Source organism: Micromonospora sp. GCM10011541 (assembly GCF_042650725.1).
Classification (GTDB): domain Bacteria; phylum Actinomycetota; class Actinomycetes; order Mycobacteriales; family Micromonosporaceae; genus Micromonospora; species Micromonospora sicca.
Window position 1 is genome coordinate 208,181 of record NZ_JBHSBP010000035.1, and the last position, 20,502, is coordinate 228,682.

Below are 20,502 nucleotides of genomic sequence, written 5' to 3' on the forward strand. Positions count from 1 at the left end.
GGTCGCTCAGCGCCCCGTCTTCACTCCGCGCCGAGCGCCTCGACCACCGGCCGGGCCAGCGCCCGCCGGGCCGGCAGGACGGAGGCGGCGAGGGCGGCCAGCACCGCCACCGTAAGGATCAGGCCGAGCCGCCCCCATGGCATGACCAGGGTGAAGTCACCGCCGATCCGGGCCACCACGGCCATCGCGCCCGCGCTGACGCCGGTGCCCAGCGCGATCCCGAGCAGCGTGCCGACCAGGGCGGTGAGCACCGCCTCGACGGCCAGCACGGCGCGCGTCCCGCCCCGGGTCAGCCCGACCGCCCGCAGCACCGCGTTCTCCCGGGTGCGTTCGACCACCGACAGGCTGAGCGTGTTCGCCACCCCGACCAGCGCGATCACCACGGCCAGGCCGAGCAGCGCGGTGACGAAGGCGAGCACCATGTCCACCGGGCCGGTGAGCATCTTCTTGTACGCGGCCTGGTCCATCAGGTTGACCGTGGGGTAGTCGGCGAGCACGGACTCGATCGCGGTCCGGGCCGCGGCCGGGGAGACCCCGTCGGCGGGATCGACCTCCGCCAGGTGCCCGCGCTCGGCCGGGAAGAGCCGGCCGAAGTCGGCGTCCACCACGTCGACCACGAAACCGGGGGGCACCGGGCTGCCGGTCAGCACCGGACCGTCGTCGGCGACCACCGCCGCCACCCGGAACGGCCGACCGGCGACGGTCACGGTCGAGCCGACGGTCCAGCCCCGCGCCGCGGCCACCTGCCGGTGCACCAGCACGGTGCCGGGGCCGAGCCGGCCGACGTCACCGGAGTCCACGGCGGTCAGCGTCCGGCCGATCAGGGCGGGGTGCGCCGACCGCACCTCGACACCGCCGACGACCCGGCTGCGCTGCTCGTGCACGACGCCCAGCTCCGGTCGGGCGGCCAACTCCCCGGCCAGCGGCGCCGGCAGGTCCGCCCCGATCCCGGTGACCAGGAAGTCCACCCCGATCTCCGCGTCCACGGCGCGCTCGATGCCCGCCTTCGCGCTGCCCGCCCCGACCACGAACGCCGACACCAGACCGATCCCGATGACCAGCGCGGTGGCGGTCGCGGCGACCCGGCGCGGGTTGCGGACCGCGTTGGCCACGGCGAGCCCGGCGGTCGTGCCGAGCAGTCGCCGGGCCGGCCAGCCCAGCACCCGGACCAGCGCCGGCACCAGGACCGGGCCGGAGAGCACGATGCCGAAGAAGCTGAGCACCCCGCCGGCGGCCACCAGCGGCACCTGACCGGCCAGGCCCGCGCCGACCAGCGCCGCCACCCCGGCGGCGAAGACCAGCGCGCCCAACGCCAGCCGCATCCGGCCGGCCCGCCGGGACGGCCGCACCGCCGCGTCGGTGAGCGCGGCCACCGGCGGCACCCGGGTCCCCTGCCAGGCCGGCAGCGCCCCCGCGCCGACGGTGAGCAGCGTGCCGAGGCCGAGGCAGCGCAGCACCGTCCGGGCAGTGAGGGCGAGCCCGCCGGAGGTCGGGGCGTCCCACGCGGACAGCAGCGCGTTCAGCCCGCCGGCGAGCGCGGCGCCGGCGAGGACGCCGAGCACCGAGGCGAGCAGCCCGATCACCGCCGCCTCCAGCAGGGTCGCCCGGAACACCTGCCCGCGGGTGGCGCCGACCAGCCGCAGCAGCGCGGTCCGCCGGGTCCGCTGGGCGAGCACGATGGCGAAGGTGTTGGCGATGACGAAGCCGGCCACCACGACGGACACCGCCGCGAAGGTCATCAGGAACAGGCCGAACTGGCGCTGGTCGCGTACCGCGTCGTCGACCGCGTCGTCGAGGATCTGCTGCCGCTCCTTCACCGTCGCCCCGGACCCGGCCACGGCGCGGACCCGTTCGGCCAGCGCCCGCGGGTCCGTCCCGGGACGGGCGGCCACCATGATCCGGCCGTACCCGGGCTCGCCGGTCACCGCGAGCGCGTCGGCGCCCACCAGCCCCAGGTACGGCCCGCCGACGTCCCGCGGGGTGCCGGCCACGTCCACCGTGCCGACCAGGGTGTACGGCCGGGCCGCTCCCCCGGACCCGCCGACCCGCACCGGTGAGCCGAGCCGGAAGCCCTCGTCGGCGACGGTCGGCGCGTCGAGCACCAGCTCGCCGGGGCGGGCCGGCAGCCGGCCGGCCACCAGGTCGTACGACTGGAGGGCCGGATCGGTGGGGATCGCGGCGAGGACGGCGTACCCGAGCACCGGGCGGCCGTCGGAGCCGACCACCCCGGCGGAGCCGGTCAGCTCGCCGTCGGCGGCGGCCACCCCGTCGACGGCCCGCACCCGGTCGACCAGGGCGGGCGGCAGGGGCGTCTTCCCGGCGTACACGGCCAGGTCGGTGTGCCGGTCGAAGGTGCCGGCGCGTTCGTACGCGGCGGCCCGCATGCCGTCGGTGAAGATCAGCGTACCGGCGACGAAGGCGACGCCCAGGACGATGGCGAGCGAGGAGAGCAGCAGGCGCAGCCCGTCGGCGCGTACCTGGCGCAGGGTCAGACGGAGCATCGGGTCCGCCCCTGGGCCGGCGTGGCGGCCGGGTCGAGGCGGGTGAGCGCGTCGAGGACCTGCCCGGCGGTCGGCGCGATCAGTTCGTGGACCAGGCGGCCGTCGGCGAGGAAGACCACCCGGTCGGCGTGCCCGGCGGCCACCGGGTCGTGGGTCACCATCACGACCGTCTGGCCGAGGGTGTCGACCGCCTCGCGGAGCAGGCGCAGCACCTCGGCGCCGGAGCGGGAGTCCAGGTTGCCGGTCGGCTCGTCGGCGAAGACCACCCACGGCCGGGTGATCAGCGCCCGGGCCACCGCGACCCGCTGCTGCTGCCCGCCGGAGAGTTCGGCGGGCCGGTGCCGGAGCCGGTCGGTGAGCCCCACCGCGGCGACCACCTGCCGCAGCCAGGCCGGGTCGGGCCGCCGGCCGGCGATGGCCAGCGGCAGGACGATGTTCTCCTCGGCGGTGAGGGTGGGCAGCAGGTTGAACTTCTGGAAGACGAAGCCGATCCGGTCCCGGCGCAGCAGCGTGAGCCGCCGGTCGTCGAGGCGGGCGAGGTCCGCGTCGCCGATCCGCACCGCGCCGCCGCTCGGCCGGTCGAGCCCGGCGAGGCAGTGCATCAGGGTGGACTTGCCGGACCCGGAGGGTCCCATGATGGCGGTGAACCGGGCGGCGGCGAAGTCGAGGTCGACGCCGTCGAGCGCGACGACCCGGGACTGGCCGGCGCCGTACTCCTTGCGCAGGTCGCGGGCGGTGACCGCGACGCCGGCAGCGGTCGTGACAGGTGCGACGGGCACGTGGTGCTCCCCGTGTTTCAGGCGGTGGATCTGACCCTTCCGACGCTAGGCGCGGCACCGGCCGGTTGATCTCCACCTGCGCGCTCGACCTGGGTACGACCGGGGTCGCCCCGGACCGGGTGGACCCGTACGACCCAGGTCGTACGCCCGCTCAGCCGCCGGGGGTGACCAGCCCGCTCTCGTACGCCAGCACCACCGCCTGCACCCGGTCGCGGAGCTGGAGTTTCGCCAGGATCCGGCCGACGTGGGTCTTCACCGTCGCCTCCGCGACGTGCACCCGGGCGGCGATCTCCGCGTTGGACAGGCCCTGCGCCACGAGCAGCAGCACCTCCCGTTCCCGCTCGGTGAGCTGGGCCAGCCGGGGGTCCTCGGTCGGGCCGGGACCGAGCTGACCGGCGAACCGGTCCAGCAGCCGCCGGGTGATCGACGGCGCCACCACCGAGTCGCCCTCGGCGACCACCCGGATCGCGGCCAGCAGCTCCTCCGGCGGGACGTTCTTGAGCAGGAAGCCGCTCGCCCCCGCCTGGAGGGCGGCGAACGCGTCGGCCTCGGTGTCGAAGGTGGTGAGCACCAGCACCCGGGACCGACCCAGCGGCCGCCCGGCGCAGATCCGGCGGGTCGCCTCCACCCCATCCATGGTCGGCATCCGGATGTCCATCACCACCACGTCCGCCTCGACCCGGTCGAGCACCCGCAGCGCGTCGGCGCCGTCGATCGCCTCGCCGACCACCGCCAGGTCGGGCTGGGAGTCCAGCACCATCTTGAACCCGGCGCGCACCAGCGCCTGGTCGTCCACGATCACCACCCGGACCGTCATGCCGCCACCCCCTCGGCCGCCGACGGTAGCGGCAGCCGCACCTCGACCCGCCAGCCCCCGGCCAGCCGCGGCCCGGCGGTGAGGCTGCCGTCGTACACGCTGACCCGCTCGCGCATGCCGACCAGGCCGTGCCCGCCGGACGGCGCCGGCTGGACCAGCGGCCGGCCGCGCCCATCGTCGACGGCCCGGACCAGCACGGCGTCGTCGGAGTACCCGAGGTCCAGGTCGACGGACGCGCCCACCCCGGCGTGCTTGAGGGCGTTGGTCAGCGCCTCCTGCACCACCCGGTACACGGTCAGCTCCAGGCCCGGCGGCAGCGCCACCGGCTCGCCGGTCACGGTCCAGGCGATCCGCAGCCCCGCGGCGCGGAACCGGTCCAGCAGCTCGGGCAGCTCGACCAGCGCCGGCCGGCGGTGCGCCGGCTCCGCCGACCACCCACCGCCGTCGGGCTCACCCGCCATCCCGGGCGCGGCCACCGGCTCCGGCCGGCTCGGTTCCCGCAGTACGCCCACCAGCCGCCGCATCTCCTCCAGCGCCTGCCGGCCGGTGTCGGCGACCACCTTGACCGCCTCGCGGGCGGTGGCCGGGTCCCGGTCGATGGTGAAGCGGGCGCCGTCGGCCTGCACGATCATCACCGCCATGCTGTGCGCGACCACGTCGTGCAGCTCCCGGGCGATCCGGGTGCGCTCCTCGGCCACCGCCGCCCGGGACTCCGCGTCCCGCTCGCGTTCCAGGGTGGCGGCCCGCTCCTCAAGGGTCAGCACGTAGAGCCGGCGGGTCCGCACGTTGAGGCCGACCAGCCAGACCGCGCCGGTGATCAGCCCGAAGTAGATGGCGCTCGCCCACCAGGCCGCCGGCCCGTGGACCTGGAGCGCGGCGAGCACCACCCCGACCGCGGCGGCCGCACCGGCGAGGATGCCGTCCCGCAGCCGGTCGGCGTACTTCACCACACTGTAGAGGGCGATCAGCACGGCGATGTCGTAGCCCAGCGGACCCCAGCCGGCGATCACCTGGGTGAGGGCGAGGGCGCCCACCACGACGGCCACCGGCGTCGGGTGCGACCGCCGGAACAGCAGCGCCACCGCCATCGCGCAGCCGACCAGGGTCGCCTTCCAGCCACCCGGCTGGGTGACCACGGCGGCGACGGCGAAGAGCACCACCAGGCCGGAGACGGCGACGTCGAACGCAACGCCGCGCAGCGGACGGCCGAAGATCGTGCGGTTCACGGTCACCCAGCGTACGGGGCGCACAGCCCTTCGAACGGCGGTGGCGGGTGCGGCGCTCGGCCGCCGGGGAGCCGCCCCGGTCAGGATACGGACCGGTCGGCGACGAAGACGCCGAGCCCCTGGTGACCGTAGAGCTCACCGGTTTCGATGAGGATCGTGATGGCCTGGCGGACGGTCGACTGACTGCCGACCTCGTACAGGTCGGCGAGAGCCTTGGTCGAGGGCAGCTTGTGTCCGGGCGGCCACTCGCCCGAGGCGATGCGTTTCCTGATGTCGGCGATGATCCGCCGATAGTGCGGCTCGAACTTCCGTGGTGCGGGCATGCGAAGTACTCCCAGCTAGGCCCACACATCTGATCACGGCCCGCGGGAGAACTTCAAGAGCAACGTTGACTTTACCAGTATTGCCGGTAGGGTGCAGAGTCGAGGAAAGGCCCCAGCTAGGCACTGCGGCCCCTTCCTTCGTCGGCGCGGCAACCGGAAGGTCAGCAGGCAGTTCCAGTCCCTGGCAGCCGGCGTGCTGCTCCGACGCCAGCAACCTCGGCCGTCGACAGACGGGCGACGAAGAAGCAGGCCCGGGGTGGGTGCCGGGCTCCGGCCGGCGTGGGCGCGCGGTCGCGCCGGTCGCCCCCGCCCGCCTCGGCGCCACCTGCCCATCGACCAGGGAGGGTCATGGATTCGACCGACGGGCTTCCGCTGCCGCCCCGGTGGATCGTCCACCTCCCCACCACCCTCACCAGCCTGGACGAGGCGATCTCCCTGACCGTCGCGCTGCGGGACTCGTTGCGCCACGTCACCGCCATCGACTTCGGCGAGACCACCCTCAGCGAGGAGGACCGCCAGTTCGTGCGTACCCGGGTCTGGTGCGACGCGCTGCTCGGCGACTCCGCCCGCTGCCCCCTCCCGGCCGACCACGATGGAGCCTGTACCGGACGCGACGGCCGACCGCGGTAGCCCCTGAGCCGTCAGGCGAACCGTTCGGTCGTCACGGGGATCAGCCCCTGCCGGCGCAGGACGGCGGTCAGTTCGTGCAGCACCGGCCCGACGGCGTCGTCAGCGTCGGTCGCCAGCGAGGCGGTCAGGTCGAGGCACCAGGCGAGGCCCTGGCCGATTCTGCGGAGGTTCCAGTCGAACAGGTCGCTGCCTACCCGCAGTCGGCCGGCGGGCATCCCTCGTGCCTGGTCGGCAGGACCGTCTTCGGCCGGCGTCCGCCACTCGGCACTCAGGTAAGCCAGTTGGTCCGCACGAAGGTCCTTGGCGAACAGGACGCGGTAGACCCGCTGCTCGTGGAATCCGGCCGGTGCGTCCGCTGGGCCGAGCCGGAGCGGCGGCGCGGTCGGAAACCGCTCGTAGTGACGGAAGTAGGTACGCAGTACGGCTTCGGCGGGCAGCCGCCCCCCGCCGAGCTGCCGGTAGGCCACCTCGGCGGCGCCGCGGCCGACCGGCGTCACCCGCCCGGACAGCTTCGGGTCGGTGCGCATGCCGCGGCTGAAGGATGCGGAGCTCCACCAGCCGCCGTCCGCCGGTGTCCACCCTGCACTCCGCAGGCCCAAGGTCGACCAGTCGCAGTCCCGGACGAACTCCTCCACGAGGATCCCCTCCGCCCGGGGTTCCGGCGGGCGGGCGCTGATCGGCGAGAGGATCAGGTAGTAGTCCAGTCGCGGTCGCGGCTCGGCGGTATGGGCGACCGCCGCCGGTCGCCCGGTCCGATGCGGATTGGTGGTCATGTGGCGGTCAGCGGGCCAGCAGTTCGTGCATCCGGTCGATCTCGACGCCCTGCTCGGTGGCGACCGAGTTGGCGAACTCGCTCATGGTCAGGTCCGCGCCCACCTTGAGCAGGTCGGTCGCCATCGCCACGGCGCCCTGGTGGTGCGCGGTCATCATCTGGACGAAGAGCCGGTCGAAGTCCGCGCCCCGCGCGGCGGCGAGCCCCCGCATGGCCTCCGGGGACTGCATGCCCCGCATGGTGCCGTGGTCGTGCCCGGGCACCTCCGCGGGCAGCCCACGCGCGGCGAGCCAGCCCCGCATCAGGCCGATCTCCGGCTCCTGGGCGGCCCGGATGCGGTCGGCGACCGCGCGGACCCGCGGGTCGGCGGCCCGGCTCTCGGCGAGCGCGGCCATCTCCAGCGCCTGCTGGTGGTGCGGGATCATCATCCGGACGAACCAGACGTCGAGGCTGTTGTACCGGGGTGGCGACGCGTCCCGGACCTCCTGCGCCGGGCGGACCGCCGCCGACTCTCCCGGCCGTCCGGGCACGATGACCGGGGGTACGTCCGCCGTGGGCGACGCGCTCGACGTCGCTGCGGCGACCTCCGGGGCGCTGTCGGCGCGCGACCGAAGGGTCAGGCCGAGGACGACCAACACCAGGGCTCCAACTGTGACGGCGATGAGCGTCCGTCCACGTCGGTCAGTCATGCGCGACCCCTCCCGGTCGAGGTGACAGCGATCCTATCCATAGACAATGGAACCCGAATGTGACCCAGGTCACATTGATGTCGGTCGTCCACCGGTAAGGTGTGGGCCATCGTCATCCCCTTTCGAAGGGTCTCGCCGATGATCAGATTCACTGCGTCTCGGTCCCGTCAACTCCGGATCGTGAGCCTGGCCGCCACCGGCCTGCTCCTTGCCAGCGTCGCCACCGCCACTGGTGCTCAGGCGACACCCCGACTCAGCGCCGAACCCGCCACGGTGGACGCCGCCGGGCTCGGTGTCGACCAGATCTCCAGCAGCCCCAACATCCGGCAGATCGCCAACCTGCCGAAGCAGGCGCCGTTCGACACCGAGAGCGCCTTCGGCACCGACATGGCCTTCCAGGGGCCGTTCGCCTACGTCGGCAACTACAACGGATTCGTCATCTACAACATCGCGAACCCGTCGAAGCCGAAGATCATGTCGCAGGTGCTCTGCCCCGGGTCCCAGAACGACGTCTCCGTCTACGGTGACCTGCTCTTCCTCTCCACCGACTCCTCCCGCAGCGACGACTCCTGCAACAGCGTCTCGCAGTCGGCGTCGGTGAAGGAGTCCTGGGAGGGCATCAAGGTCTTCGACATCAGCGACAAGGAGAACCCGCGCTACATCAAGTCGGTCGAGACCGACTGCGGCTCGCACACGCACACCCTGGTGCCCGGGAAGGACGGCACGTCCGTCTACCTGTACGTCTCCTCGTACAGCCCGACCGCGTCGTTCCCCGACTGCCAGCCGCCGCACGACTCGATCTCCATCGTGAAGGTGCCGCTGAACCAGCCCACCGACGCGGCGGTCGTCAGCACGCCGAACCTCTTCCCGGACGGCGGGTACCCGGGCCGCCCCGGCGGCTCGGCGACCACCGGCTGCCACGACATCACCGCCTACCCGGAGAAGGACCTGGCCGCCGGCGCCTGCATGGGTGACGGCATCCTGATGGACATCTCCGACCGGGAGGCGCCTCGGGTGATCAACCAGGTCCGGGACACGGTCAACTTCGCCTTCTGGCACTCGGCCACGTTCAACAACACCGGCACCAAGGTCATCTTCACCGACGAGCTGGGCGGCGGTGGCGCGGCGACCTGCAACACGACCGTCGGGCCGAACCGCGGCGCGGACGCCATCTACGACATCACCGGCAGCGGCGACGCCCGGACGATGGTGTTCCGCAGCTACTTCAAGATCCCCCGGGACAACTCCAGCACCGAGAACTGCGTGGCCCACAACGGCTCGCTGATCCCGGTGCCCGGGCGCGACATCATGGTCCAGGCCTGGTACCAGGGCGGCATCTCCGTCTGGGACTTCACCGACTCGGCGGCGCCGCGGGAAATCGGCTACTGGGAGCGGGGGCCGATCTCCGACACCCATCTCGTCCTCGGTGGCGCCTGGTCGTCGTACTACTACAACGGCAACATCTTCTCCAGCGACATCCAAAAGGGTCTGGACGTGCTGGAGATCGACCAGGCGTCCATCCCGGGCGCGGAGACGAGGCACTTCACCCGGCTCAACGTGCAGACCCAGCCCGACTACCGGGACTGACGGTCCACGACACTCGGGCCCGGCTCCGCACCACGGGGCCGGGCCCGACGCCGGTCAGCTCATCGCCAGCTGGTAGCGGCGCTCGCCGCCGCCCCTCGCGGTGACCAGCCGCACCTCCCCGGTGCGCAGGCCGTACGTCACCGACCAGCGGGTGTGCGGCTGCCGGACGGCGTCGAGGAGCTTCAGCGCGGCCGGGGAGTCCACCGCCCCGCCCGCCTTGTCCAGTGCGGCCGCGACGACGCCGTACCGGTGGTCCTGCCGCAGCCGCCGCTCGGGCACGTCGATCACGGGCACGTTGGTCAACGCCTGCCAGCGGCCCCGACCCCGCTGGGCCCGCAGCCTCCCGTCGACGAACTCGACCACGGCGGACGCGCCGGTGGCATCCGCGAGCAGGTAGTGCAGCGGCGGACCGCCGGCGAAGTCCAGGTTGTAGCGCTCGAAAACGCCGATCGCCTCGTCCACCGTGGCGGCGTTGTCCAGGACGAGGCGCAGGATGCGTACCGAGCCGGCGGTGGGGCGGCCCGGCACCGGACGGGCGGTCGCCCGGTCGTCGGCGGCCAGCCCGACGGCGAGCCCACGCTCGTTCATTCCGTCGAACGGCAGCAGCGGCGCGTTGAGCAGCCGCCGGTCGCCGGCCGGATCGGGGCCGACACCGAGGTAGGAAATGTCCACCAGGGAGATCGAGGCGTACCCGTCCGGCGGGTCGGTCCGCAGCACCAGGGCCGGATTGGGTTCCCAGTCGAAGTTGCGAGCGAACAACGGCCGGCCACGGTCGCCGAGCGCGGCGAAGAGCGAACAGCCGAACGGGCTCGCCGTGGGCGGCGCGGAAATGCCGACCGTCGGGTCGTAGTCGCCCGCGTAGGTCATCTCGTACAGCGGCAGGTCGTCGACCTTGCGCAGGCTGGCCAGGGTCCGCTCGACCTGGCCCGGGTCCTGCCGCGAGGCCGTCGGCGTCCCGGCCGGGGCCGGGCGCGGCGCAGCGGTCGGGGCACGGGTGCACGCGGTGACGCTGAGCATCAGGGCGCCGCCGGCGGCGAGCAGTGTCCTCCTCCGCATACCGGCGACGCTAGGGCAGGCAGAGACGGTTGTCCATCGCCACACCGGCCGCTCGTGTGCCGCGGTCCCGGCACAGCCGTGCCCGGCGGGTCGGCGGGCCGGCCGTCAGGACGCCGGGATGCGGGCCAGCTGCTCCTCGATCGCCGCGGCGGAGAGGGCCGGCCGGCCGCCGGGATGGCCCACCGTGGCTCCGGCGGCCGCGACCGCGTACCGGGCGGTGCGCTCGGGCGGGTCGCCGCGGAGCAGGCCGACGGTGAGCGCGGCGACGAAGGCGTCGCCGGCGCCGGTGGTGTCCACCGTGGGCGTCTCGCTGAGCGGCACGAACAGCTCGCCGCCCGGCCAGGCGAAGGCGTTCCCCTCCCCCGCCACCTCGATGGCCACCAGCGACGGCCCCCGCCCGAGCAGCTCCCGGCCGGCCCGCAGGCCGGCGTCGGCGTCCTTCGGCGGGTCGCCGACGATCAGCCCGGCCTCCCGCGCGTCGGCGCGCAGCACGTCGGCGAGGGTGAGCAACTCCGTCGCGCCGTCCGGGTCGTCCGGCGCGCCGTCAAGCAGCACCAGCCGGTCGGCCGCCCGGGCACACCGCGCCGCTGCGAGCGCCGCCGGCAGGGGCTGCTGCAGCTGTACGAGCACCGCCCGGGCCGCCCGCACCACGTCCTCCGCGCCGGCCACGTCCGCCTCGGTCAGCAGGGTCTCCTCGGGGATGTCCTCCAGGTAGCGCCAGCGGCCGTGGGCGTCCACCACGTCGACGATGAGCGCGCTCGGCGTGCCCTCCCGGCGCACCACCGGTGCGACGTCGATGCCGTCGCTGCGCGCCTGGCCGAGCAGCCGGTCCCCGACCTCGTCCAGCCCCACCACCCCGAGCAGGCCGACCCGCGCGCCGAGCTGGGCGAGGCCCACGGCCTGGTTGGCGCCCTTGCCGCCGAGCAGCTCCCGGCGACGCCGCACGAGGGCCGCCCGGGAGGCGCCGGGAACCTCGTCCACCAGCAGCACGAGATCCCGCGCCACCTGCCCGACCGCGATCGCGTCCAGTCCCGCCATGCCGGGCTGATACCCGGGCCGCCGCCGGTCAAGCCCCGGGACGGGGTGGCTCAGTCGTGGGCCCGCTCGACCGTGAACATGAAGCAGCCGTAAACCACGTTGCGGCTGTGCAGCGCGACCACCGCCGGGTCGGCGAACAGCTCGGCGATGACCGCCTCCGGGTCGTCGCCGTCGTGCCGCCGGCCGCCGTGGATGCGGCCGCGCCGGTCGTACGCCCGTAACACCTGCGGACGTCCCCGCCAGGGCGCCGGGTAGCCGCCGGCGGGATCGGCTCCCCGGCAGTCCGCGTCGTGGGCGAAGACCGGCCCCACCTCCCGGTACGGCCCGGCGGCCAGCGGCGGCGCGTAGCCGAACAACAGCAGCGGCTCGCCCGGATTCGCATCGCGCAGGCAGCAGCGCAGCGGCTCCCCGCCCTCGGCGGTGGACCGCTCCACCGGCTGCCCTGCCGCGTCCAAGCCGGTGGCCCGAACGGCGGCCAGTGCCCCGGCCGGCAGCGGGCGGACGAGGAACGTGTTGTTGCCGAGTGTCGTCATGACCCCAGCCTCGCGCGACCCGGAACGGGATGCTGGCGGCGATCGGACCTCGCGTCACCGTTCCAGTGCTCAGCCGGGCAGCGCCGCCTCGGCGCCACCGCGGGTGCGGCGCGGGCCGACCAGCCGGCGGACCACCGGGGCGGCGTTCCACTTCGCCGCGCCGACCAGGTCCCGGGCGTTGTGATCTCGCCGTGCGGGGCGCGGACGGCGAGCATCCGGCGAAAGGTGGCCGGGTCGGCCTCCGGGCCGAGGCTGAGCGCGATGCCGCACATTCTCCTCAGAGGCCCATTTCGGCCTCGTACGCCCGCCGCAGCCGGAGGCGGGCGGTGGGCGCGAGGCAGAGATGCCAGGCCTGACCCTCGTCGACCACGTTGATCTCACCGGCGTCCTGGCGGGCCAACAGCAGCCCGGCCAGGGTGTCCCGGACCCCGAAGCGGCCGTACCAGGCCAGTTCCACGTCGGCGGCGTAGCCGAGGCAGTGGCCGCTGGGGACCATTTCGGCGTACCCGAGGCGGCGCAGCCGATGTTGGTGCTCGGCGCTGCGGGCCAGGCTGGTCACCCAGAGCGGCGGGGTGGCGGGCGGGGTGGCCGCGGCGAACTCCCGGGCGATGTCGTTGAGCAGGGCCACGACCTCGCGGCGGGCCCGGCGGAACATCAGGCCCCCGGTGCGCGGGGTGGCGTCCGGCAGGAGTCGGCGGCGTACCACGCGCAGGCTCCGGCGGAGGACGCTCGCCGGTTGCTCGTGGTACCGGAAGCTGAGCAGGCCACGGCGGCGCAGCCACTCCAGGTCGACCAGGTCGACGCTGCCGTTGACCTGCGCGTCGGTGGCGAAGGTGGGCGCGTCCCGCCACCACATCACGTCGATCCGGGAGAGCAGGTAGATCCGGACCAGCGCGGTCAGGTCAGCGGCGGAGCTGCGGGCGTTCGGCTGGTAGCGGGCCATCTCCAGCAGCAGCGTCTCCCGGGCGCCGACGAACCCCTGCGGGGTGGCGTCGAGCACCGCGGCGATCGCCGGCTCGCGCAGCCGCTGGTCCAGCAGCACCTGCCTGGCGGCGGTCGACGGGGCGTCCGCCAGGGCGCCCACCTCGACGAGCAGCTCCGCCACCGCGGCCCGGTACCCGGCCAGGTCCGGCTCGCCGGGTGCGGACCGGCGGGTCGGGGACGACGGGTGGCGGCGGACGGGGGCGGTGGACGCGACAGCGGGCCCGGGCTGCTGGCCGGGGCTTCGGCTGGGCACTCGCATGGTCGGGTCCCCTTCTCCGGGCAGGACACGGTGTGGATGAACCTGAAACACACCGTAATCACCAGAACCCGCGGATCCCCGAACAATCCTCCTATCTCCCCCGAACGACGCCCTATCCGGTGTGGTCCGCCCCGAACCGCCCGGACAGCTCCTGCACCCACCCGTACGACGGGACGGCGCGCCGGTCACCGTCCCGCCCGGCACCGACGGCGTCGGCCAGGTCGAGCGCCGCGCCGAGGGCCGCGCGGAACAGCAGCGACCCGGTGCTCACCCGGGCCACCCCGAGCCGACCCAGCTCGGCCAGGCTCGGGCCGCCGGGCCGGTGCAGCACGTTCAGCGGCACGCCGACCTCGGCGGCGAGCAGCCCGACGGTGTCGTCCGGTGCCCCGGGGACGAAGAACCCGTGGGCGCCCGCCGCCCGGTACGCCCGGGCCCGGTGCAGGGCCTGCTCCAGCGGCTCGGGCGCCCCCAGCCACCAGGCGTCGGTGCGGGCGTTGAGGAAGAGCCCGGGCGCCGCCGCCCGCGCCGCCGCGAGCTTGGCCGCCACCAGCTCGGTCGGGGCCAGGGTGCCGTCGGGGCGGCCGTCCTCGAGGTTGACCCCGACCACGCCGAGCGTGGCCAGTTCGGCGACGTACCCGCCCACCTCCGCCGGGTCGTCGCTGAAGCCGCCCTCGACGTCGACGGTGAGCAGCACCGGCAGCCCGCGCAGCCGGCGGGCGAGGTCGAGATTCTCGCCCCGGGTGGCCGCCGCCGCGTCGGGTTTCCCGCCGGCCGCGGCGACCCCGAGGCTGGTGGTGCCGATCGCGGGATGGCCCTGGGCGGCGAGCGCGGCGGCGGAGGCCGCGTCCCAGGCGTTGGGGAGCAGCAGCGGACGGCCCGGCCGGTGCAGGGCGTGGAAGGCGGCGTACCGGTCGTTCATCGGGCGATCACCTCGAGTGTGGTGGGGACGCGCAGCGCCGGGTGCGGGTCGTGGCGGATCTCGGCGTCGGTGGCGCGGCAGCGGCGGCGCAGCACGTCGACCACCCCGGTGGCCAGGGCCAGGGCGTGCCGCTCGCCCGGGCATCCCCGCGGCCCGGCGCCGAAGGTCAGCGCGCGGCCGGGCCGGCCCGGGACGAACCGGTCCGGCTCGGCGAAGACGGCCGGATCGCGGTTGGCCGCGTCGAAGCGGAGCAGCAGCGCAGTGCCGGCGCGGATCTCCCGCCCGCCGAGCCGCAGCGGTGCGGTGGCGACCCGGCGGGTGGCGCGGACGGGCGGATCGAGCCGGAGCACCTCGGCCAGCAGGTCGCCGGTCGGCACCGGCTCCGGCGCCGCGAGGACGTGCCGGGCGGCGGCGCCGATCAGCCCGGCGGTGGCGTCGCAGGCCTGCACCAGCAGTCCGAGCCGGTTCGCGGTGACCTCCGGCGGGGTGGGCGGCGACAGCGCCAGCAGGGTGCCGACCGCCCGCTCGGCGCGCGCCACCGCCGCCGGGGCCGCGCCCGGGTGGTAGGCGGCGGCCACCGCGACCACCGCCGGCCCGGCCGCCGCCGGGTCGGCCAGGCCGAGCCGGTCGGCCAGCACCTCCAGCGGTACGCGCCGAGCCAGCCGCGCCATCACGTCGAGCCGCCCGCCGGCCCGGTCGATCTCGTCCACGGTCAGCCGGGCGGCCGCGCTCCGCAGGTCGTCCGGGTCGAGCCCGGCCAGGGCAGCCACGCCGACCGCGCGCCGGGCCGGGTGGCGCTCCGGGGCGCTGAACCGGCTCACCGTGCCCCGCAGCCAGGCCAGGGTGCCCGGCGGCCCGGCGGGGGCGGTCGGCACCACGCAGTCGGGGTGGGTCAGCACGGCGGTCACGTCGGCGTGGCGACTGACGCACCAGCCGTCGCCGGCGTCGGCGACGGGCGGTCCGCAGGCGGGCGTGTCGGGCGCGGCGGCGATCATCGGCCAGCTCATGACCCGACGCTAGGCCCGCAACCCTTCGGCCCCCGCCGAACCGTCCTCACCGCCGACCGGCCCGGCATCCCGCCGCGGTTCTCGCGCCAGCTCGGCGACATGGCGCCATCCCGCCCACCCAGACACCCCCACCTCGCCGATCCGGAGTCGACCAAGGACGGCAGCCGACCCAGGCGGCCAGGGGAAGGGCAGGCGCGGCGGGAGGGCGAAAGGCCGGCGGTCAGGCGCGGCCGGCGCCGGTGTCGCGGGGCGGGGCGGGCGCCAGGTCGGAAGGGTCGAGATCGAGGGCGGCGGCGAGCGCGGGCGCGCCGGCCGGGGTGAGCCGCACCGCGCGGCCGGTGCCGCGTACGGTCCAGCCGAGGTCGAGGAAGCGGTGGCAGAGCGCCGCCCCGAGCGCGCCGGCCAGGTGGGGGCGGCGCTCGGTCCAGTCGAGACAGTCGCGTACCAACGGCCGCCGGGCGGCTCGCAGCGGCTCGACCGGTACCCCGATCCCGGCCAGCCAGTCGAGGCCGGCGGGGGTGAGGGCGAGGCCGCCCGAGCGGTCCAGCAGGTTCCGGGCGAGCAGCGCGTCGTACAGCCGGACGCCGAGCCGCCCGGCCAGGTGGTCGTAGCAGGTCCGGGCGTAGGCGAGGGCGGCGCCGGCCGACGCGGCGCGCAGGGTGCGGGGTGGCACGGCTGGGGCGGGGGCGTGCCCGGCCAGGTCCTCGATGAGCTGGGCCACCGACGGGCCGGCCAGGCGGACATACCGGTGCCGACCCTGCCGCTCCTCCACCAGCAGCCCGCCGCGGACCAGCCGGGTGAGGTGGTCGCTGGCGGTGGACGCGGCCACCCCCGCGGCACGGGCCAGCTCCCCCGCCGTCCAGGCCCGCCCGTCGAGCAGGGCCAGGCAGAAGCTGGCCCGGGTGCGGTCGGCGAGCAGCGCGGCGAGGCCGGCCAGGGAACCGCCGTCGGGGCTGGTGGTGGTCATACCCCCATGCTGGCACGGGGACGGTTCGGTGCCCACCGAAGGATGCCGGTGCCCTTTACATCGTTGTATCCAACGTTGTAGAAACGTGGCACCGCAGTGACCTCTGTCGACACCGACCCGAGGCAGGTCTGATGGGACATCTCCACCGTGGCGGCGTGCTCGCCGCCGTACTCGGCCTGGTGCTGGCGACGACGGCGTCCGCGCCGGCCGTCGCCGGTTCCGGCCCCGACCGCTACCGCAACCCGGTCTCCGCTGGATTCGCCGACACCTTCGCCGACCCGGTCGTGGTCCGCGGCGACGACGGCCTCTGGTACGCCTACGGCACCTCCGACCCGCTCCGGGAGGGCGAGAAGCAGGCCCACCGGGTGCCCACCGCCCGCTCCGCCGACCTGGTCGCCTGGACGTACGTCGGCGACGCGTTCGCCCCCGACCAGCGCCCGTCCTGGGCCGCCCCCGGCGCGGCGTTCTGGGCGCCCGACGTGCGCCGCATCGGCGACCACTGGGTGATGTACGTGACGGTCACCGACACCACCGTCTCCGCCGACACCTTCGACACCGCCATCGGGGCGGCCACCGCGCCCACCCCGACCGGCCCGTGGACCTTCGCCGACGCGCCGGTGGTCGCCCCGCGCCCCGGCGGCGGTGGCGGCTACCTGTGGACCATCGACCCGAGCCAGTTCACCGACGTCGACGGCCGCAACTACCTCTACTTCGGCAGCTACTACGGCGGCATCTCGGTCACCGAGCTCACCGCCGACGGGCTGCGCGCGGTCGGCACCCCGAGCCTGGTCGCCGTCGACAACAAGTTCGAGGGCGGCTACGTGCTCCGCCACGACGGCTGGTACTACCTCTTCGCCTCCACCGCGAACTGCTGCGCCGGCCCGGCCACCGGGTACTCCGTCCAGGTCGGACGGGCGCGCGCCCCGCGCGGGCCGTTCGTCGACCGGGACGGGCTGCGGTTGGACGCCTCCCGGGCCGGCGGCACCCCGGTGCTCACCCAGAACGGCAACCGCTGGATCGGCACCGGCCACAACGGCTTCCTCACCGATCTGTCGGGGCAGGACTGGATCGCCTACCACGCGATCGACCGCGCCGACCCGTACCTGGACGAGCCGTTCGGGATCAACGAGCGGCCGATGCTGCTGGACCGGCTCGACTGGATCGACGGCTGGCCCACCGTGAACGCCGGCGCCGGCCCGTCGGAGGAGCCCCGGCCGGCGCCGGTCACCACCGCCCGGCTCGACGAACGCTTCGACTCCCCCGCGCTCACCCGCTGGCGAGCCGGCGACGACACCTGGCAGGTGGCCGACGGGCGGCTCACCGGGACCGGCGCGCTGACGAGTCGTACCGATCTCGACGGGGACGTGCGGGTGGAGGCCGACCTGCGGCTGACCGGCGCGGACGCCGCCGGGCTGCGGCTCGGCCCGGTGGACGTCCGGGTCGAGGCCGGGCGCCTGACCGCCCGCGAGGCCGACGGGGGGAGCGCGAGCGTCCCGCTGCCCGCCGGATTCCACCCCGCTGACCGGCACAACCTGGCCGTCGAGGTCCGCGACCGGCGGCTCGTCGCCGAGCTGAGCCCGGCCCGCCTGGGCGACCAGCTCGCCGTGGCCACGCTGCGCCTGACCCGCCCGGTCGCCGGACCGCTCACCCTGCTGGCCGACGGCGGGACCGGCGAGTTCGACAACGTGAGCGTCGCCCCGCTGTACCGGCCGGCGCGGCACGCGGTGGCGCCGCCAGGCGTCGGCCCACTGCTGTCGGACTGGTCCGACGAGTTCGACGACGGGCTCGACCCGGCCTGGCGGTGGGTCCGGCAGAACCCGGACGCCACGGTCAGCGGCGGCGCGCTGCGCTGGCCGGTGGAGTCGACCGACCTGGTCGGCACCGGTAACACCGCGGGCGTGCTGCTGCGCGACGCGCCCAGCGGGGACTACGTGGCGGAGACGAAGGTCACCCTCGACCTCGGCGAGGAGACGGTCCGCAACTTCCAGCAGGCCGGCCTGGTGGCGTACGTGGACGACGACCGGTTCGCCCGGCTGAGCCAGGTGGCGATCTGGAACACCCGGCAGGTCGAGTACGGCTACGAGCTGCCCTTCGCCGGCCGGCCGGTGTACGGCGGGAACATCGTCGGCACCCCGGCCACCACCACCTGGCTGCGGCTGGCCCACCACGTCGACCCGGCCACCGGGGAGCACGAGTTCCGGGCCGCCTCCAGCCGAGACGGCGTGCACTGGACCTGGGGCGGGGTGTGGACCTTCCCGGCCGACACGACGCCCCGGATCGGCCTGGTCGCGCACGGCGGCGCCAACCCGCCGGTGACCGCGGTCTTCGACTACCTGCGGTTCCACCGCTGAGCCGCGCGGAGGCCGTCCGCCGTCGTGCGGACGGCCGCCGCCGGCCGGTTCAGCCGCGGATGCGGGCCGTGCCGTCGACCGCGGCCAGGCGGCCGCCAGCTCGTGCACCGTCCGGGTCTCGCCGGCGCGGAGGCCGCCCGAGGAGAGCTGAGGCCGCCCGCCGGGTGGCGCGGGTGACGGTTGTGCCGGTCGGCGCGACGAGCCGCGGGCCGTGATGAAAGGCTTGTCCCATGAGTTCCGCACCAACACCGACCGACCCCACCCCCACCGCCGACGCCGACGAGGCGACCGCCTTCGCGGATCTCGGGCTGCGCGCCGAACTGCTCGGCGCGCTCTCCGCGCTCGGCTACGAGGAGCCGACCCCGATCCAGCGGGAAGCGATCCCGCCGCTGCTGGCCGGCCGGGACCTGCTGGGGCAGGCGGCGACCGGTACGGGCAAGACCGCCGCGTTCGCCCTCCCGCTGCTGCAGCGGATGCCGGACGACCGGAGCGCCGGTGACCCGGTGTCGCTGGTGCTGGTGCCCACTCGGGAGCTGGCGGTGCAGGTCTCCGAGGCGTTCCACCGCTACGGCAAGGACCTCGGCACCCGGGTCCTGCCGATCTACGGCGGCCAGCCGATCGGCCGTCAGCTGCGCGCCCTGGACATGGGCGTGGACGTGGTGGTGGCCACCCCCGGCCGGGCGCTGGACCACATCGCCCGGGGCACCCTGCGCCTGAGCTCACTCGCCACCGTGGTGCTGGACGAAGCGGACGAGATGCTCGACATGGGCTTCGCGGAGGACATCGAGGCGATCCTGGAGCACGCCCCGGAGCAGCGGCAGACGGTGCTCTTCTCGGCGACCTTGCCGTCCCGGATCGACGGGCTGGCCCGTAAACACCTCACCGACCCGGAGCGCATCCAGATCGAGCGGGAGCGGCCGGTGGCCGGCGAGGCGCCCCGGGTGCGGCAGAGCGCGTACATCGTGGCCCGCGGGCACAAGCCGGCGGCGCTGGGCCGGGTGCTCGACGTGGAGTCCCCCACCGCAGCGATCGTCTTTTGCCGCAGCCGGGAGGAGGTGGACCGGCTCACCGAGACGATGAACGGCCGGGGCTACCGGGCCGAGGCGCTGCACGGTGGCATGAGCCAGGAGCAGCGGGACCGGGTGATGGGGCGGCTGCGCTCCGGCACCGCCGACCTGCTGGTGGCCACCGACGTGGCGGCCCGCGGCCTGGACATCGAGCAGCTCACCCACGTGGTCAACTACGACGTGCCGTCGGCGCCGGAGTCGTACGTGCACCGGATCGGCCGGGTGGGCCGGGCCGGCCGGGAGGGCGTGGCGATCACCCTCGCCGAGCCGCGCGAGCACCGGATGCTCAAGACCATCGAGCGGGTCACCGGGCAGCGGATCGCCATCGACAAGATCCCGACGGTGGCGGACCTGCGCACCCGGCGGCTAGAGCTGACCCAGGCCGCGCTGCGGGAGAGCCTGCTGGAGGACGACCTCGACCCGTTCCGGGTGATCGTGGAGACGCTGTCGGACGAGTTCGACATGATGGAGGTCGCCCTCGCCGCGGTGAAGCTGGCCCACGAGGCGACGCTGCCCGGCGCCCCCGACGAGGAGGAGATCCCGCAGGTCGCGGTCCGGCCGCAGCGGGAGACCCGGCCCGGGTACGAGGCGCGCGGCGGGGAGCGGCGCGGCGGCGCCCGACCGCGTACCGGTGGCACCGCGCAGGTCTTCATCGGGCTGGGCCGGCGCGCCGGGGTCCGGCCGCAGGACCTGGTCGGGGCGATCACCGGGGAAACCCAGCTCAGCGGCCGGGACATCGGCTCGATCGAGATCGCCGACCGGTTCTCGCTGGTCGAGGTGCCGTCCGGGGTCGCCGACGAGGTGATCGCCGGGCTGCGCGGCAGCACCATCAAGGGCCGCAAGGCCACCGTACGGCGGGATCGTGACGGCGACGGGGGCGGCGGGCGTCGCTTCGAAGGGGCGGACCGGCCCGAGCGCCGCGACCGGGACTTCGGCGGCGACCGGCGCGAGCGGCGCTGACGTACGCATGCCGAGGCCCCCGGTCGGTCGACCGGGG

The 20,502-nt window shown here is 75.1% G+C and carries 18 protein-coding genes; 4 read left to right on the forward strand and 14 right to left on the reverse strand.

The annotated features are described in order from the left end of the window. Nucleotides 1–20: 20 nt before the first annotated feature. The 5 genes from ACFOYX_RS14945 to ACFOYX_RS14965 all read right to left on the reverse strand — a co-directional run bounded on the left by ACFOYX_RS14945 (nt 21) and on the right by ACFOYX_RS14965 (nt 5,646). Complete coding sequence (locus ACFOYX_RS14945) at nt 21–2,501, reverse strand: FtsX-like permease family protein (protein ID WP_322438956.1); 2,481 nt, start codon at nt 2,499–2,501, stop codon at nt 21–23. Beyond that, on the reverse strand, nt 2,489–3,280 hold the full coding sequence (locus ACFOYX_RS14950; protein ID WP_322438957.1) for an ABC transporter ATP-binding protein: 792 nt from the start codon (nt 3,278–3,280) through the stop codon (nt 2,489–2,491). The genes ACFOYX_RS14945 and ACFOYX_RS14950 overlap by 13 nt, the downstream gene beginning before the upstream one ends. A 151-nt stretch (nt 3,281–3,431) precedes the next feature. Beyond that, nucleotides 3,432–4,097, reverse strand: coding sequence for a response regulator transcription factor (locus ACFOYX_RS14955; RefSeq protein WP_322438958.1), 666 nt, complete (start codon nt 4,095–4,097; stop codon nt 3,432–3,434). Continuing rightward, nucleotides 4,094–5,329: a sensor histidine kinase gene (locus ACFOYX_RS14960; RefSeq protein WP_322438959.1), complete on the reverse strand. Its 1,236-nt coding sequence runs from the start codon at nt 5,327–5,329 to the stop codon at nt 4,094–4,096. The genes ACFOYX_RS14955 and ACFOYX_RS14960 overlap by 4 nt, the downstream gene beginning before the upstream one ends. A 74-nt stretch (nt 5,330–5,403) precedes the next feature. After that, nucleotides 5,404–5,646 carry a GntR family transcriptional regulator gene (locus ACFOYX_RS14965; protein ID WP_322438960.1) on the reverse strand — a complete coding sequence of 81 codons (243 nt, stop codon included), beginning with the start codon at nt 5,644–5,646 and terminating at the stop codon, nt 5,404–5,406. A 348-nt stretch (nt 5,647–5,994) separates the two neighbouring features. On the opposite strand from ACFOYX_RS14965, the gene ACFOYX_RS14970 reads away from it, so the two are divergent. Beyond that, nucleotides 5,995–6,276 carry a hypothetical protein gene (locus tag ACFOYX_RS14970; RefSeq protein WP_322438961.1) on the forward strand — a complete coding sequence of 94 codons (282 nt, stop codon included), beginning with the start codon at nt 5,995–5,997 and terminating at the stop codon, nt 6,274–6,276. A gap of 11 nt (nt 6,277–6,287) precedes the next feature. Here the strand turns inward: ACFOYX_RS14970 and ACFOYX_RS14975 are convergent, their stop codons facing one another. Together ACFOYX_RS14975 and ACFOYX_RS14980 are read right to left on the reverse strand one after the other, a co-directional pair. After that, nucleotides 6,288–7,049 carry a hypothetical protein gene (locus ACFOYX_RS14975; protein WP_322438962.1) on the reverse strand — a complete coding sequence of 254 codons (762 nt, stop codon included), beginning with the start codon at nt 7,047–7,049 and terminating at the stop codon, nt 6,288–6,290. A 7-nt stretch (nt 7,050–7,056) separates the two neighbouring features. Continuing rightward, the gene (locus tag ACFOYX_RS14980) at nt 7,057–7,737 is read right to left on the reverse strand and encodes a DUF305 domain-containing protein (RefSeq protein ID WP_322438963.1); all 681 of its coding nucleotides are present in this window, start codon (nt 7,735–7,737) and stop codon (nt 7,057–7,059) included. A 138-nt stretch (nt 7,738–7,875) separates the two neighbouring features. Here ACFOYX_RS14980 and ACFOYX_RS14985 point away from each other — a divergent pair, with 138 nt between their 5' ends. Further along, complete coding sequence (locus ACFOYX_RS14985; RefSeq protein WP_322438964.1) at nt 7,876–9,324, forward strand: hypothetical protein; 1,449 nt, start codon at nt 7,876–7,878, stop codon at nt 9,322–9,324. A gap of 54 nt (nt 9,325–9,378) precedes the next feature. Here the strand turns inward: ACFOYX_RS14985 and ACFOYX_RS14990 are convergent, their stop codons facing one another. The 7 genes from ACFOYX_RS14990 to ACFOYX_RS15020 form a co-directional block, all read right to left on the reverse strand. Further along, entirely contained in the window at nt 9,379–10,380 is a 1,002-nt protein-coding gene (locus ACFOYX_RS14990) for a carcinine hydrolase/isopenicillin-N N-acyltransferase family protein (protein ID WP_322438965.1), read from the reverse strand. 105 nt (nt 10,381–10,485) lie between these two features. Continuing rightward, complete coding sequence (locus tag ACFOYX_RS14995) at nt 10,486–11,418, reverse strand: PfkB family carbohydrate kinase (protein ID WP_322438966.1); 933 nt, start codon at nt 11,416–11,418, stop codon at nt 10,486–10,488. 50 nt (nt 11,419–11,468) lie between these two features. Continuing rightward, entirely contained in the window at nt 11,469–11,951 is a 483-nt protein-coding gene (locus tag ACFOYX_RS15000) for a DUF1203 domain-containing protein (RefSeq protein WP_322438967.1), read from the reverse strand. Between the two features lie 277 nt (nt 11,952–12,228). Further along, entirely contained in the window at nt 12,229–13,194 is a 966-nt protein-coding gene (locus ACFOYX_RS15005; protein ID WP_322438968.1) for a hypothetical protein, read from the reverse strand. 112 nt (nt 13,195–13,306) lie between these two features. Then, nucleotides 13,307–14,113, reverse strand: a complete 807-nt coding sequence (locus ACFOYX_RS15010) for an isocitrate lyase/phosphoenolpyruvate mutase family protein (protein ID WP_322438969.1) — start codon at nt 14,111–14,113, stop codon at nt 13,307–13,309. After that, nucleotides 14,110–15,120 carry a cytochrome P450 gene (locus tag ACFOYX_RS15015; RefSeq protein WP_322438970.1) on the reverse strand — a complete coding sequence of 337 codons (1,011 nt, stop codon included), beginning with the start codon at nt 15,118–15,120 and terminating at the stop codon, nt 14,110–14,112. Before ACFOYX_RS15015 ends, ACFOYX_RS15010 begins: the two co-directional genes overlap by 4 nt. Nucleotides 15,121–15,340: 220 nt before the next feature. After that, a complete protein-coding gene (locus ACFOYX_RS15020; protein WP_322438971.1) occupies nt 15,341–16,087 on the reverse strand; it encodes a helix-turn-helix domain-containing protein in 747 nt (248 codons plus the stop codon). Between the two features lie 131 nt (nt 16,088–16,218). On the opposite strand from ACFOYX_RS15020, the gene ACFOYX_RS15025 reads away from it, so the two are divergent. After that, nucleotides 16,219–18,438, forward strand: coding sequence for a family 43 glycosylhydrolase (locus ACFOYX_RS15025; RefSeq protein ID WP_322438972.1), 2,220 nt, complete (start codon nt 16,219–16,221; stop codon nt 18,436–18,438). Between the two features lie 230 nt (nt 18,439–18,668). Then, nucleotides 18,669–20,465 carry a DEAD/DEAH box helicase gene (locus ACFOYX_RS15030; protein ID WP_322438973.1) on the forward strand — a complete coding sequence of 599 codons (1,797 nt, stop codon included), beginning with the start codon at nt 18,669–18,671 and terminating at the stop codon, nt 20,463–20,465. The last annotated feature ends 37 nt before the right edge of the window (nt 20,466–20,502 follow it).

What these genes read in the sequence shown, in the direction of transcription:
- ACFOYX_RS14945 (WP_322438956.1), bottom strand. Translation starts at nt 2,501, where the DNA reads ATGCTCCGTCTGACCCTGCGCCAGGTACGCGCCGACGGGCTGCGCCTG.
- ACFOYX_RS14955 (WP_322438958.1), bottom strand. Translation starts at nt 4,097, where the DNA reads ATGACGGTCCGGGTGGTGATCGTGGACGACCAGGCGCTGGTGCGCGCC.
- ACFOYX_RS14965 (WP_322438960.1), bottom strand. Translation starts at nt 5,646, where the DNA reads ATGCCCGCACCACGGAAGTTCGAGCCGCACTATCGGCGGATCATCGCC.
- ACFOYX_RS14970 (WP_322438961.1), top strand. Translation starts at nt 5,995, where the DNA reads ATGGATTCGACCGACGGGCTTCCGCTGCCGCCCCGGTGGATCGTCCAC.
- ACFOYX_RS14975 (WP_322438962.1), bottom strand. Translation starts at nt 7,049, where the DNA reads ATGACCACCAATCCGCATCGGACCGGGCGACCGGCGGCGGTCGCCCAT.
- ACFOYX_RS14980 (WP_322438963.1), bottom strand. Translation starts at nt 7,737, where the DNA reads ATGACTGACCGACGTGGACGGACGCTCATCGCCGTCACAGTTGGAGCC.
- ACFOYX_RS14985 (WP_322438964.1), top strand. Translation starts at nt 7,876, where the DNA reads ATGATCAGATTCACTGCGTCTCGGTCCCGTCAACTCCGGATCGTGAGC.
- ACFOYX_RS14990 (WP_322438965.1), bottom strand. Translation starts at nt 10,380, where the DNA reads ATGCGGAGGAGGACACTGCTCGCCGCCGGCGGCGCCCTGATGCTCAGC.
- ACFOYX_RS14995 (WP_322438966.1), bottom strand. Translation starts at nt 11,418, where the DNA reads ATGGCGGGACTGGACGCGATCGCGGTCGGGCAGGTGGCGCGGGATCTC.
- ACFOYX_RS15000 (WP_322438967.1), bottom strand. Translation starts at nt 11,951, where the DNA reads ATGACGACACTCGGCAACAACACGTTCCTCGTCCGCCCGCTGCCGGCC.
- ACFOYX_RS15005 (WP_322438968.1), bottom strand. Translation starts at nt 13,194, where the DNA reads ATGCGAGTGCCCAGCCGAAGCCCCGGCCAGCAGCCCGGGCCCGCTGTC.
- ACFOYX_RS15010 (WP_322438969.1), bottom strand. Translation starts at nt 14,113, where the DNA reads ATGAACGACCGGTACGCCGCCTTCCACGCCCTGCACCGGCCGGGCCGT.
- ACFOYX_RS15015 (WP_322438970.1), bottom strand. Translation starts at nt 15,120, where the DNA reads ATGAGCTGGCCGATGATCGCCGCCGCGCCCGACACGCCCGCCTGCGGA.
- ACFOYX_RS15020 (WP_322438971.1), bottom strand. Translation starts at nt 16,087, where the DNA reads ATGACCACCACCAGCCCCGACGGCGGTTCCCTGGCCGGCCTCGCCGCG.
- ACFOYX_RS15025 (WP_322438972.1), top strand. Translation starts at nt 16,219, where the DNA reads ATGGGACATCTCCACCGTGGCGGCGTGCTCGCCGCCGTACTCGGCCTG.
- ACFOYX_RS15030 (WP_322438973.1), top strand. Translation starts at nt 18,669, where the DNA reads ATGAGTTCCGCACCAACACCGACCGACCCCACCCCCACCGCCGACGCC.